The organism is Synechococcus sp. W60.1, from assembly GCF_047461575.1.
Classification (GTDB): domain Bacteria; phylum Cyanobacteriota; class Cyanobacteriia; order Thermostichales; family Thermostichaceae; genus Thermostichus.
Genome location: NZ_JANSHL010000005.1, coordinates 157,529 through 170,877 on the forward strand (window position 1 = coordinate 157,529; position 13,349 = coordinate 170,877).

Genomic DNA, 13,349 nt, shown 5'->3' on the forward strand with positions numbered 1-13,349 from the left:
GTGGCGGAATCCTTTGCGAGAGCTTGCCTGCATCCATGCTGGAACACGACATTGTCATCATCGGGGGAGGGCTGGCCGGTTGCCGAGCGGCTTTGGTGGTTATGCGACGGGATCCCAGCCTCGACCTGGCCTTGGTGTCCAAAACCCATCCCATTCGCAGCCACTCGGTAGCAGCCCAAGGGGGCATTGCCGCCGCCTTACAAAATGTTGATCCGCAAGATTCCTGGGAGGCTCATGCCTTCGATACCGTCAAGGGATCCGACTACCTAGCGGATCAAGATGCGGTGGAGATTCTAGCCCGGGAAGCCCCTGAGGTGATCATTGACCTGGAACACCTGGGGGTCTTGTTCTCCCGCCTGCCGGATGGCCGCATTGCCCAGCGGGCCTTTGGGGGACACAGCCACCCGCGCACCTGCTATGCCGCCGACAAAACTGGGCAAGCCATTTTACACGAGTTGGTGAGCAACCTCAAGCGCTTTGGGGTCAAACTCTACAGCGAATGGTATGTGCTGGATCTGATCCTGGCAGAAAACCAAGTCCAGGGCGTGGTGATGTTGGAGCAGGCCAGCGGACGGCTGGAAGTGCTGCGGGCCAAGGCGGTTATGTTGGCTACAGGCGGCTATGGGCGCATCTACAACTCCACTTCCAACGACTTTGCTTCCACCGGCGATGGCATGGCAATGGTGGCGCGGGCCGGCCTGCCTCTGCAGGATATGGAGTTTGTGCAGTTTCATCCCACGGGCCTGTATCCGGTGGGGGTGTTGATCTCAGAGGCAGTGCGCGGAGAGGGGGCCTATCTGATCAATGGGAAGGGGGAGCGCTTCATGGCCGCCTATGCCCCCAGCCAGATGGAATTGGCTCCACGGGACATCACCTCGCGGGCGATTGTTACGGAGGTGCGGGCCGGGCGCGGTATTGACGGCAAAGATTTTGTCTACTTAGACCTGCGGCATCTGGGGGCAGAAAAGATCCACACTCGGCTGCCCTTCTGTTGGGAGGAGGCCCATCGCCACTTGGGCATCGATGCGGTTGTCGATCCCATTCCAGTGCGACCGACGGTGCACTACTGCATGGGCGGGATCCCGGTGACGGTGGAGGGGCAGGTACTGCGGGATGCCCAAACCCGTGTGGAAGGGCTGTTCGCTGCCGGTGAAACGGCCTGTGTTTCGGTGCATGGGGCTAACCGGCTGGGCAGCAACTCTCTCCTGGAGTGCGTTGTTTTCGGGCGGCGCACAGGGGCAGCCATGGTAGAGGCCGTCAGAGGTCGAGCCTTGCCGAAAGTGGACGAGGGATCCCTACTCAAACAGGCCGCCAGCCGGATTGCCGGGCTCCTGGAACGATCAGGGAAGAGCCGCATTGATCAGGTGCGGCGGCAATTTCAAGATTGCATGACCGAGCATTGTGGGGTCTACCGCACCGAATCGGTTCTCCAAGAGGGGATCCAAAAATGGCAGCAGATCCGCCAGCGTTACGAGCAGGATTTGCGCTTGGACGATCGGGGCAAGGTGTGGAACACCGAGCTGATCGAAGCGCTGGAGCTGGACAACCTCATGACGGTGGGGGCTTTGATCCTCGCCAGCGCCCTGGAACGGCGGGAAAGCCGTGGCTCCCACGCGCGGGAAGATTACCCCCAACGGGACGATCAACGGTTTTTACAACACACCTTGGCTGCCTTTCGCGAGGGATCCCCTCAGATCAGCTATCGCCCCGTGGTGATCACCCGGTTTCCCCCTCAGGAGCGAAAATACTAACTTTCCAGAGGCCTCCCAGGCCGATTAGGATTGCTCTATCGTTCCCGTTAGCAGGATGGAGCCCCTTTCAAAATTATCCAATATCTAGGGATTCTATCTTCGCCAGCTTGAAATCTCGTCTACTGCCGGAGGGCCAGCCATGCAAGAAACCCTGGAGAAAGCAGCCGTCGCCCTGCAAGCGGAGCTGAATCTGGAGCCTTTTTGGATGCCCTTTACGGCCAATCGGCAATTTAAAGCCAACCCGCGCCTGTTGGTTGCCGCCCGAGACATGTACTACACCAGCCACGATGGACGCCAAATCCTAGATGGGACTGCCGGGCTGTGGTGTGTGAATGCTGGCCACTGTCGTCCCCCGATTGTGGAAGCAATCCAACAGCAGGTGGCCCAACTGGACTACGCCCCAGCTTTTCAAATGGGCCATCCCAAAGCCTTTCAACTGGCAGAGCAGCTCATCCAGCTCACTCCTGCCGGACTGGATCACGTTTTTTTCACCAACTCTGGCTCTGAGGCGGTGGATACGGCCCTGAAAATGGCCATCGCCTACCATCGCTTACGCGGACAGGGATCCCGGCAGCGGCTGATTGGCCGAGAACGGGGCTACCACGGCGTTGGCTTTGGGGGCATCTCGGTCGGGGGCATCTCCAACAACCGCAAGTTTTTCGGCAGCCTCATTCCCGGAGTGGATCACCTGCCCCACACCCACAACCTGGAGCAAAACGCCTTTAGCCGCGGCCTGCCTCGCTGGGGATCCCACTTGGCAGAAGACTTGGAGCGGATCGTCGCTCTCCACGATGCCACCACGATTGCAGCGGTGATCGTAGAGCCGGTTGCCGGTTCAACGGGGGTGTTGCTGCCGCCGGTGGGCTATTTGGAAAAGCTGCGGGCCATTTGCGACAAATACGGCATTCTGCTCATCTTCGATGAGGTGATCACCGGCTTTGGGCGTCTGGGATCCCCTTTTGCGGCCAATTACTTTGGGGTGGTGCCGGATCTGATTTGCTGTGCCAAGGGCCTCACCAATGGCACCATCCCGATGGGCGCAGTGATCGTCAAGCAAGAGATCTACAGCGCCTTCATGGAGGCTGCTGGTTCCGCTGATGACCTGCACCGTCCAGGGGACAACAGCAGGACGCTGTCCTGGAGCCCCATCGAGTTTTTCCACGGCTACACCTACTCCGGCCACCCAGTTGCCAGTGCCGCCGGCTTGGCTACCCTGAACCTGTATCGAGAAGAAGGCTTGTTCGAGCGGGCTGCCAACCTCGCTCCCCTCTGGGAGGAGGCTCTCCATTCCCTACGGGGCTTGCCTCATGTCATCGATGTGCGCAACCTCGGCTTGGTGGGGGCAATTGAATTGGAAGGGATCCCTGGCCGACCGACAGCGCGGGCTTTTGAAGCTTTTTTGCGCTGCTACGAACGTGGGGTATTGATTCGCACTACAGGTGATACCATTGCCCTTTCCCCGCCTTTGATCATCGAGGAAGCCCATATTGAACACCTGATCGCCACCCTGAAGCGAGTTCTTCAAGAGCTACCTTAGTCCTGAATCGACAAGAGAGACTGCCTGAGGGAGTTAGAAGCTTCTGGGGCTGGGCGTCGGCGAAGGACTGGGAGAGGGACTGGGTCTGGGCGAAGGGGATACCGAGGGAAAGGGATTGGGGGTGCCGGTCGGCGTTGGCGAGGGGGAGGGACTGGGCGCAGGCAACACCCGTAAAGGAGCTTTGGCCGAAGCAATTCGGCCCTGGGTATCCGCCACCATTGCCGTCACCTCATAATCCCCGGTGGGAGCAGAAGTGGGAATGGTGATGGGGATGGTGCCAATGCAGGCTCTGCTGTTGGGCTGACAGCCGACGGCAGCGGCAGTGAAATCAAAGGTGAGGGTGAGGGGGCTTTGTCGGATTTCCACCCGGAAGCTGATGCCGGCCCCCAAACCTGCAGGAGTCGTCACGGCCACCAGCACGTTGAAGGGTACCGTCTGTCGCGCGTCCGTCAGGGCCACCACGGCAATCGAAGGCGGCTCTGCTGCAAAGGAAGCAGTGGGAGAGGGGCTGGGAGTGGGGAAAGGATTCAAGAGGGGAGTGGGGGTCGGGGTAGGCAGAGGGGTGGGCGGCGGCGTAGGGACAGGACTGGGGATGAGGAAAGGAGTGGGCGTTGGAGCCACCACCGCTATCGGCGTGATGGTAACCGCAGGCTGTTCGCCGGCATCTTCTTGGCAAGCCACAAGTGACAACGACAGAAGAGCGGCTACACTGGCCCTTATTACAGAGGAGGCTGCTAACGTCCAGCTCTGACGGAACCTATGGGGCTGCTGTCTCATGGGGTTTGACTCCTCACAACACAAAGCTTTGGGATCCTGCCGGTTCTGGGAGAGCCGAGCCTTGGTGGTGTCCAACTCAAAAACTCGGCCAGGCTGCTTCTCAGCCACAGCAGCGCTTACACGCTGCTAACACTATAGATAGAGTCTTAGCTTTTTGCAAACCCCACCTGTGGACTCCCCCTTTGGGGGTGAAGCCAGATAGAGGGGAATGACCTGGGCCGAGTTAGACTGGTAAGCGTGACAGCAAGACGAGGATCCATGGCAGCAAGGGCGGGAGCAGAACCATCTTCTGGCTGTGGAGAAGCAGAGGGGCAGACTGCCGTTGGCGTTGATGCCCTGTACCCCTCAGAAAACATCAGCGGGGCGGGGTATGCCCGGGAAGAGCTGCAAGAGGCTTGCGGGGTCTTTGGCATCCTGGCTCCAGGAGAGGAGGTGGCCAAGCTGGCCTACTTTGGCCTATTTGCCTTGCAGCATCGCGGCCAAGAATCGGCAGGGATCGCCACTTTTGAGGGATCCTTTTGCCGGGTTCACAAGGCGATGGGCTTGGTCTCCCAGGTCTTCGATGAAGTGAACTTGGCCCAACTGACCGGGGATCTGGCGGTTGGTCACACCCGCTACTCCACCACTGGATCCAGCCGCGTGGCCAATGCTCAGCCGGTGATCGTGGAGACTCGCCTGGGGCCGCTGGCTCTGGCCCACAACGGCAATTTGGTCAATGCGGAAGAGCTGCGGAAGGAACTGGAGGCCGCCGACCGGCACCTAACCAGCAGCACCGACTCCGAGTGTATTGCCCACGCCATTGCCCAGGCGGTGAACCAAGGTCAAGATTGGATCGCGGCCACTTGCCAAGCTTTGCGCCGCTGTCAGGGGGCTTTTAGTCTGGTGATCGGCACGCCAGAGGGCCTGATCGGGGCACGGGATCCCTATGGGGTGCGTCCGCTGGTGTTGGGGCTTTTGAGCAGCAACCCCGCTCTGGATGAGCTGCTGCAGTCAGAGATGCTGGAGATCATCTGCAGCGACGGCACCCTCAGCCACCCCGAGGCCGAGCCGCTGCATTACGTGTTGGCTTCAGAAACCTGTGCTTTGGATATCATTGGGGCCGACCCTCTGCGGCAGGTGGAGCCGGGAGAGTTGGTGTGGATCAGCCGTCAGGGGCTGCAATCGGTGCGCTGGGCGGAGGCCACCCCCAAGTTGTGCATCTTCGAGATGATCTACTTCGCCCGCCCAGACAGTTGGATGCACGGGGAAAGCCTCTACTCCTACCGGGTGCGGCTGGGAGAACAACTGGCCAAGGAGGCTCCGGCAGAGGCCGACTGGGTGATCTCCGTTCCCGATTCCGGCACGCCGGCGGCCATTGGCTATGCTCGCCAGTCGGGGATCCCTTACACCGAAGGGCTGATCAAAAATCGCTACGTGGGCCGCACCTTTATTCAGCCCACCCAATCCATGCGGGAGCGGGGCATTCGCATGAAGCTCAACCCCCTGGAGGACGTGCTGCGGGGGAAGCGGATCGTGATTGTGGACGACTCAATTGTGCGGGGCACCACCAGCCAGAAAATCGTCAAGGCCCTGCGCCAGGCGGGGGCTACCCAGGTCCACATGCGCATTTCCAGCCCCCCGGTCACCCATCCTTGCTTCTACGGCATCGATACCGATAGCCAGGATCAGTTGATTGCTGCCCAGCATTCCGTAGAGGAAATTGCCGAGAAGATTGGAGTGGATTCTCTGGCCTACTTGAGCTGGGAAGGCATGCTGGCGGCCACGGGCCGGGATCCCAATTCGTTCTGCTCCGCTTGCTTTACCGGCCACTACCCCATCCCCATCCCAGAAGGGCTGAAGCGCTCCAAGCTGGCCCTGGAACTGGTGGCTACCGGCAAGAGCCGCTAGGCTGCTCAGGGATCCCCGCTAGACTGAGAAGAAGAATTGCTTGGGGCAAGCCATGACTTTTCGCCTACGCCAATTGGGGGATCCCATCCTGACGCAAGTGGCCGAGCCGGTGACGGAGTTCAAAACGCCGGCCTTGCAGGATCTTATAGAAGGTATGCTGGCTACCCTGAAAGAGGCGCAGGGGGTGGGCTTGGCTGCTCCTCAGGTGGGATCCCTGCTCCAAGTGCTGATCGTGGCCTCTCGTCCCAATCCCCGCTACCCGGAAGCGCCGCAAATGCAGCCTCTGGTGATGGTTAACCCCCGTCTGCTGGCTTGCAGTTCTGAACAGGTGCTGGGTTGGGAAGGCTGCTTGAGTGTGCCCAATTGCCGTGGTCTGGTGGCCCGCGCCCGCGAAGTGGAGGTGGAGTATTACACTCCAGAAGGCGTTCAGCAAAGGGTGGTCTGGCAGGATTTCCCGGCGCGGATCTTTCAGCACGAATACGATCACCTGATGGGTCGGGTGTTCCTGCAGCGGCAGCCTCGGCAACTGCTTACCGAAGCCCAGTACCAAGCACAGATTTTGGGTCAGCCCGCCTGAGGGATCCCACCATGCCCTACATGGTTATCTACGACGGCCTCTGCAACCTCTGTGCCACCGGCGTTCAGCTCTTGGAGCAACTGGATCGCGGACGGCAGTTTTGCTATGCCCCCATGCAAGATGCTTCTACCCTGGCCCAATGGGGGATCCCACCGGAGCAGGTGGAGCTGGGGATGATTCTCATCGATCTGAAGCACCCAGAGCGCCGCTGGCAGGGATCCGCTGCCATTGAACAAATTGCCGCCCTTTTGCCGAGCGGGGAGGTGTGGCTGGCTCTGTACCGCAACTTTCCTGGCTTGAAGGTTCTGGGGGATCGAGGCTACGAACAGATCCGGGATCACCGCTACGAGTGGTTTGGCCGCCGCAACACCTTGTATTTGTCTGCCTACCCTGCTTGTGTTGCCTGCCGGGATCCCTTGGCCGAGGCTGAGGGAAAAGCTGCAGCACCAGCCGCCGGCAAGGCAGAAGCAAGCCGATAGCCAAAATGGAAGTTCCCTCTTCCTCAGCTCGCTATCTTGGATCAGGGAATTTGAAAAAGGATTGAATTCCTGTATCAAAGGTTAACCTTTCTAAGGGAATTCCCTGAACTGGTCTTGACCCTCTCTAAGCCCATAGCAAGAATAGGAACAAAGCAGCCAAAGGGGGGATGAGGCGTGCCTACAGTTACTGATAAAGATCTGGGCAATATCGATTGCAGTTTAGAGATCCTCCAGCCGGTTTTGAGAGGCAAGGATCCCAGAAGCGCAAACGGCGCCATCAAATGTTTTAGCCATTACAACGGAAAAGGCAGAGAGCTTCTCCTCCAAACCCTAAACCAACCTCTGGATTGGGAAAAGCAGTTTGCTCTCTGGACAACCCTAATGGATTCGGGTGATCCCCAACTTATCCAAATCGCGAAAGCCTATCCGGTTACCCTTCGTCCGGTGGGAGATCTGGGGGCAAAATTGGAGGCTGGCGAGCGAGATTTCCGCTGGGCGGATTTGAGAAAGGCCAACCTCAGTCAGCGAGATCTGAGTGGGGCAGACTTGAGAGGAGCAAACCTAAACCGCGCGAGACTGAGCCAGGTGAATCTCAGCCATGCCAACCTGAGCGGAGCCAATCTAACTCAAGCAGACCTCAGCGGGGCCGATCTGAACGGAGCCAACCTGAGCGGAGCCAACCTCCTGGGCACCAACCTCATCGGCGCCAGCTTGCTGGGGGCCAACCTAACGGACGCCAACTTGAGGTGGGTTGTCATTTCTCCCAAAACGCAGATGGATCCCAAGTGGCACCTGGTGTGGACAATCATCAACGGCGTTGCCCAGGGGGAAAGCCTAGCCCAAGCCGACTTGAGCGGAGCCAACTTGGAGCGGGCCGACCTGAGGGGAAGAGACCTGACGCGAGCAAATCTCAGAGGGGCGAGGCTGGCCGCGGCCAACTTGAGAGGAGCCAACCTCAGCCAAGCCAACCTCAGCGAGGCCAACTTGGAGGGGGCCGACTTGACTCAGGCCAACCTGCGGGGAGCCAAGCTGGAGCTGGCGAACCTGCGCAGAGTTCTCGTCTCTTCTGAGACACAGCTGGATCCCAAGTGGCGCTTGGTGTGGGAGCTCGTCAACGGCCGTGCTCAGGAAAAAAAACTGAACCACGTTGACTTGAGCAGGGCTATTCTAGAGCGGGCCGACCTGAGGGGAAGAGACCTGACGCGAGCAAATCTCAAAGGGGCGAGGCTGGCCGCGGCCAACTTGAGAGGAGCCAACCTCAGCCAAGCCAACCTCAGCGAGGCCAACTTGGAGGGGGCCGACTTGACTCAGGCCAACCTGCGGGGAGCCAAGCTGGAGCTGGCGAACCTGCGCAGAGTTCTCGTCTCTTCTGAGACACAGCTGGATCCCAAGTGGCGCTTGGTGTGGGAGCTCGTCAACGGCCGTGCTCAGGCAAGAAACCTGATCTATGCCGACCTGAGCAGGGCCAATTTGAGCCAGGCTGACTTGAGCGGAGTCAAGCTTACAGGGGCGAGCTTGGTGGAGGCTGACCTGAGAGGAACTAACCTCAGCGGGGCAAATTTGAGGTGGGCAGAGTTGGGCAAAGCCAATCTGAGTCAGGCGGACTTGAGAGGCGCCAACCTCAGCCAGACCAATCTGAATAAGGCAAACCTGGAGGGAACCAACCTCTGTGGAGCCAGCCTGATCAAGGCTGAACTGGTCAGGGCCAAACTGGTGGGGGCCAAATTGGTCGGCGCCAAGCTCATTGGAGCCAACTTGAGCAAGGCCAGCTTAGTTGGCACCGACCTGAGGGAGGCTAACCTCATCGGCACCAACCTCAGCGAGGCCAAGCTGGGCAGGTCGGGTTTGAACTTGCTTGATGTCAATGCTCCCAGCCCTCTGCGCTACCTGAGCCAAACGGACTTGAGCGGGGCAGATCTGAGGAAAGCCAACCTGAGCCGGGCAGACCTTAGCCAAGTCAAGCTCATCGGAGCTAACCTAAGCCGAGCTTCCCTAAGCAGAGCCGATCTCAGCGGGGCTGACCTGAGCGCAGCTAGCCTCAACAAGGCCAAGCTAGGAGAAGCCAACCTAACCCAGACCAAGCTGGGCAGAGCCAAGTTACGTAACGCTTACCTCAGCGGTGCCGACCTCAGCGGGGCCAACCTGAGGGGGGCAGATCTGAAATTGGCCAACCTGCGACGCTCTATTCTTTCTCCAGAAACTCAGCTCGATGCCAAGTGGCATCTTGTGTGGGAACTGGTCAATGGTCGGCCCGACAACAGAAACCTGGAGGGAGCCGACTTAAGCGGAGCTAACTTGAACTGGATCGACTTGGGCGGAGTCAAGCTGGTCGGCGCCAATTTAAGCGGGGCCAACCTTATTGGAGCCAATCTCAGCGGGGCCGATCTCAGCCGAGCCAATCTCAGCGGGGCCGATCTCAGTTGGGCTGACCTGAGCTATGCCAACTTGGAAGGCTCCAACCTGGATCATGCCACTGTAGAAGGCGCAAACCTCAAAGGCGCAAGACTTGATTTTCAGTGGAAGTTGACCTGGCTCTCCCTTTGGTTCAAAAGTTTGGCGAGCGTCTGGTTTGGTTACCGCGATGTCCCTCGCCTGCTTCCTCCTGCTACCTCGGATCCCCACCGGCATCCTCTAGCCAAGGGAAACTAATGGTTGGCTCCCTCAATTTCTTTGGTTAGGGCCACGCGGCTTTGTGCCCTAGCAAAACTTTTCAAGCCAAGAGGACTGCTCTAGGATAAAGCATGTTCTTCTGAGGAGAATCCCCACAGTGTCGCACTTCACCAGCATCAAGGTTCAGTTCAAAAATAAAGAGATCCTGAAAGGCGCTTTGGTTGCCCAAGGTCACGAGGTCTTGGAAAACACTTATGTCCGGGGGTATGGAGGGAACCGTGTCCAGGCAGATCTGGTGGTTAGGCGCAGCAACGGCTACGACATTGGCTTTCGCCAACGGGGGGACAGCCTGGAGATGATTGCCGACTTTTGGGGAACGGGAGTCAGCGCTGAGGCTTTCTTAGCGCCAATCCGCCAAGCCTATACCCGCGAGCAGCTTCTTGCGACGGCCGCGGAGAAGGGATTTACGGTAGAGTCGGAATCTGTGGATGAAAAAGGGCAGATCAGGATTGTGTTGGGGCGCTGGGCTTGAGGAGGCATTATGGCGGAATATCAACAGGTTGAATACATCATCGACAAAGATGGCAACGTGATTGAGCGCGTGCTCAATGTCAAAGGCAAGGGCTGCCTTGAACTAACTGAGGAAATAGAAAGGGCATTGGGCACAGTTCAAAAAAGGGAACTGTTGCCTGAATATGACCAGGTACCAGTCATAGAAGAAGATGTCCAGCGTCAGGTGGAGCGTCTATGAATGCCCCAAACCCCTTTCTTGATCCCCTGTCTAGTTTAACCAAAGGGATCCAAAAGACTCTGGCTAGGATTCCATTTTGGAGTCGTAACTCTGAAATGAAAAGTCATGATGCCCTGCTGCGCAATCTCATGCAGGCTGCCGGTATCTCAACCTGGCGAGAGCTTCGACAAAAGGCCAAACTGAGTCGAGGAGCCCTAAATGCCCTGAGAACTGGACAGGCCGAAAAGCTGAAGTTAGCCGATCTCAATCGAGCGGCCAGCATTTTGCAAGTACCCTTGCCGAACCTTATTCAGGATTTTAGCGGAATTGAGCTAGCATCGGAGTCTGTAGAAACGGCTCAGGAATTGCAGCGGCTGCACAAACAGCTAGAACAGCAGGAAGGGCAATTGCGCCATCAAATCCGCGCCGAACTGGTGGAAAAGCTCAAGCCTCTTTTGGTGCAATATCCTACCCTGCAGCAGGTTGTGCAGAGGCGACCGGATTACCCCGCGCAGCAAGTCTTGGCTTTGCTGACCTGTCTGGGCAACTTGTTGGAAGACTGGCAGTTGGAAACCATTGGCCAGGTGTGGCAACAGGTGGCCTATGACCCAGAAAGCCACCAGCCCGATGAAGAGGATATCCAGGCGGGAGAGCCGGTCTACGTTCGCTTTGTGGGCTATCGACTTAGGGATCAAGTTTTAGTTCGAGCCAAAGTCAGTCGCACTCTACCTTCCTTGGCAGCATGACGACGTTGGCTATTGATTTTGGCACTTCCAATACGGTGGTCTGTGCCTACCAAAACCAAAAACCCCTTGCAGTCGATATACCAGGGATCACCCACCGCTACGACGGCAGCCCCCCTCTAATTCCCTCGGTTCTCTTTGTCGGCCAAAATCAGCAATTTTTGATTGGGGCACCTGCCCAGGCCAAACGGGATCCCAAGCGCCTATTCAAAGGCTTTAAGCGGGATCTCTCTCAACAATTCCAGCCGGCTCCAACCTATGTGGATGGACAGGCCTACACAGCCCAAGAGGCCACGCGGATCTTTCTGCAGCAGCTTCTTGCCAAACTCCAGGCAGAGGGCTGGCAGCCCGATAAGGTGATCTTGACCGTGCCGGTGGGAGCCTACGAGGGCTATTTGCACAACCTGCAAGAGGTGTTTGGCTCCCTAGGGATCCAACAGGTCGTGTTCCTCGACGAGTCCACCGCGGCTGCTTTGGGCTACGGGATCCAGGAGCCGGGATCCCTGATTTTGGTGATCGATTTGGGGGGCGGAACTCTCGACCTCTCTTTGGTCAAAATCTTGAAGCCAGAGCAGGGCACTGCTTACCGAGCTGAGGTCATTGCCAAAACTGACCGGGCCTATGGCTGTGGCGGCGTCGATATCGATATCTGGATTGCCGAATGGGTGCTGGAGCAGTTGGGCCGCAAGCGACAGCAGGTCCCGGCCAACAGCTTCCAGGTTCTGTGCGAGGTTGCCGAGCGGCTCAAGATCCGCCTCTCCAGCCATTCTCAGGCCAGCGAGGCCTGGCTGGATGAAGACTCCTTTGAGACCCACACTTTAACGCTTCAGCGCGAGCAACTCCAGGAGCTGTTGGAAGAGCGCGGCCTGCTGACGCGGCTGAGAGAAGCCATCGATGAGGTCATCGAGAAAGCCCACAATAAAGGGATCTCTAAACGAGATATCCACCAGGTGGTGTTGGTGGGTGGCACCAGCCTCATCCCAGGAGTGCAGCATCAGGTCATTAGCCTCTTTGGCCGCGACAAGGTCAAGTACCACAAGCCGTTTGAGGCAGTGGCCCACGGCGCTCTGGCCTTCACCCAGTTTGCCCGCCTTCAAGATCATCTCCGCCATACCTATGCCCTGCGGCTCTGGAATCCCTATTTGCAGGCGCCCGACTTTTTCCCTCTCTTTAAGAGCGGCACGGCTTATCCTGCCACGGTGGAACTGCCTCCCTTGCAGGCCAACGCCAATGGGCAAAGCCACATCAACCTGGTGGTTGGTGAGATGGCCGAGGAAGGGGCAACTGAGGTTGTTTACGATCCCGACGGTCGGATGCAGATCCGCAACAGCACCGCAGCTTCTAGCTTTCGTCCCCTTGGGATCCACAACCAGCTTTCCATTCCCCTCAAGCCGCTAGGGCGGGTGGGAGTGGATCGTTTGCAGGTCACCTTTGCCGTCGATGCCGGGCGAACTTTGCGGGTAACGGTAGTAGATTTGCAAACTCAAAAGACCCTTATGCAGCAGCAGGTGGTTGGAAGGTTAACTTGAGGTTAGGGATGGCGGAAAACTTTGATCCTGTTCTGGGTGGACAGCAACCAGCCGGATCCGATCCGGTCATGGGAGGCTTGGTGGGCATTGAGCAAGCCCTGGGCAGTCCGAATCCCAAGGTGAGAATCCAAGCAATCAAGGGTGCTCTGAGGTACGGATCCAGAGGGGCCGAGCTTGTTATCCAAGCCCTGCGAAATGATCCCAACTGGGAAGTGCAGTTTGCGGCTTGGGAGACGCTGCTGGAATCGAAGGATCCGCAGCAGGTGCAGGTGGCAAAGTCCCATCGACTTCCCCTCCGACAGGTTGGAGATGTCCGAGCAAGGTATAAAGCGGGAGAGCGGGATTTCCGCTGGGCCAACCTGAGGGGGGCCGACCTGATTGAGGCCAACCTGAGCGGGGCCAACCTGAGCGGGGCCAACCTGAGCGGGGCCAACCTGAGCCAGGCCAACCTGAGCAGGGCTGACCTGAGCGGGGCCAACCTGAGCCAGGCCAACCTGAGCAGGGCTGACCTGAGCGAGGCTGACCTGAGCTGGGCCAACCTGAGCGAGGCCAACCTGAGCAGGGCCAACCTGAGCTGGGCCAACCTGAGCGAGGCTGACCTGAGCGGGGCCAACCTGAGCAGGGCTGACCTGAGCGGGGCCAACCTGAGCCAGGCCAACCTGAGCTAGGAGTCGCTGAGCGCGGTATCATTAAAAATGAAAAAGGTGCGGGGGGGTGGGGTGGGCGGGG

At 58.5% G+C, this 13,349-nt stretch carries 12 protein-coding genes; 11 read left to right on the forward strand and 1 reads right to left on the reverse strand.

Annotation, left to right across the window (positions count from 1 at the left end; genetic code table 11):
• Nucleotides 1–35: 35 nt before the first annotated feature.
• Together NW805_RS07090 and NW805_RS07095 are read left to right on the forward strand one after the other, a co-directional pair.
• Nucleotides 36–1,751 (forward strand): succinate dehydrogenase/fumarate reductase flavoprotein subunit, encoded by a 1,716-nt coding sequence (locus NW805_RS07090; protein WP_414422090.1) that lies wholly within the window; start codon nucleotides 36–38, stop codon nucleotides 1,749–1,751.
• 139 nt (nucleotides 1,752–1,890) lie between these two features.
• Nucleotides 1,891–3,288, forward strand: coding sequence for an aspartate aminotransferase family protein (locus tag NW805_RS07095; RefSeq protein WP_414422081.1), 1,398 nt, complete (start codon nucleotides 1,891–1,893; stop codon nucleotides 3,286–3,288).
• Between the two features lie 33 nt (nucleotides 3,289–3,321).
• On the opposite strand, the gene NW805_RS07100 is transcribed toward NW805_RS07095, so the two are convergent.
• Nucleotides 3,322–3,969, reverse strand: a complete 648-nt coding sequence (locus NW805_RS07100; RefSeq protein WP_414356998.1) for a hypothetical protein — start codon at nucleotides 3,967–3,969, stop codon at nucleotides 3,322–3,324.
• A 354-nt stretch (nucleotides 3,970–4,323) separates the two neighbouring features.
• Here NW805_RS07100 and purF point away from each other — a divergent pair, with 354 nt between their 5' ends.
• The 9 genes from purF (at nucleotide 4,324) to NW805_RS07145 (ending at nucleotide 13,288) form a co-directional block, all read left to right on the forward strand.
• Nucleotides 4,324–5,952: an amidophosphoribosyltransferase gene (gene purF / locus NW805_RS07105; RefSeq protein ID WP_414413259.1), complete on the forward strand. Its 1,629-nt coding sequence runs from the start codon at nucleotides 4,324–4,326 to the stop codon at nucleotides 5,950–5,952.
• A 52-nt stretch (nucleotides 5,953–6,004) separates the two neighbouring features.
• Nucleotides 6,005–6,529, forward strand: coding sequence for a peptide deformylase (gene def, locus NW805_RS07110; RefSeq protein ID WP_011433713.1), 525 nt, complete (start codon nucleotides 6,005–6,007; stop codon nucleotides 6,527–6,529).
• An 11-nt stretch (nucleotides 6,530–6,540) separates the two neighbouring features.
• Nucleotides 6,541–7,008 (forward strand): thiol-disulfide oxidoreductase DCC family protein, encoded by a 468-nt coding sequence (locus tag NW805_RS07115; RefSeq protein WP_414422082.1) that lies wholly within the window; start codon nucleotides 6,541–6,543, stop codon nucleotides 7,006–7,008.
• Nucleotides 7,009–7,389: 381 nt separating this feature from the next.
• On the forward strand, nucleotides 7,390–9,657 hold the full coding sequence (locus tag NW805_RS07120) for a pentapeptide repeat-containing protein (RefSeq protein ID WP_414422083.1): 2,268 nt from the start codon (nucleotides 7,390–7,392) through the stop codon (nucleotides 9,655–9,657).
• Between the two features lie 118 nt (nucleotides 9,658–9,775).
• Nucleotides 9,776–10,150, forward strand: coding sequence for a DUF1257 domain-containing protein (locus NW805_RS07125; protein WP_099812548.1), 375 nt, complete (start codon nucleotides 9,776–9,778; stop codon nucleotides 10,148–10,150).
• 9 nt (nucleotides 10,151–10,159) lie between these two features.
• A complete protein-coding gene (locus tag NW805_RS07130; RefSeq protein ID WP_099812547.1) occupies nucleotides 10,160–10,369 on the forward strand; it encodes a DUF2997 domain-containing protein in 210 nt (69 codons plus the stop codon).
• Nucleotides 10,370–10,464: 95 nt separating this feature from the next.
• Entirely contained in the window at nucleotides 10,465–11,094 is a 630-nt protein-coding gene (locus NW805_RS07135) for a helix-turn-helix domain-containing protein (RefSeq protein ID WP_168173627.1), read from the forward strand.
• Nucleotides 11,091–12,620, forward strand: coding sequence for an Hsp70 family protein (locus tag NW805_RS07140; protein WP_414422084.1), 1,530 nt, complete (start codon nucleotides 11,091–11,093; stop codon nucleotides 12,618–12,620). Before NW805_RS07135 ends, NW805_RS07140 begins: the two co-directional genes overlap by 4 nt.
• A gap of 8 nt (nucleotides 12,621–12,628) precedes the next feature.
• Entirely contained in the window at nucleotides 12,629–13,288 is a 660-nt protein-coding gene (locus tag NW805_RS07145; protein ID WP_414422085.1) for a pentapeptide repeat-containing protein, read from the forward strand.
• Nucleotides 13,289–13,349 lie beyond the last annotated feature (61 nt).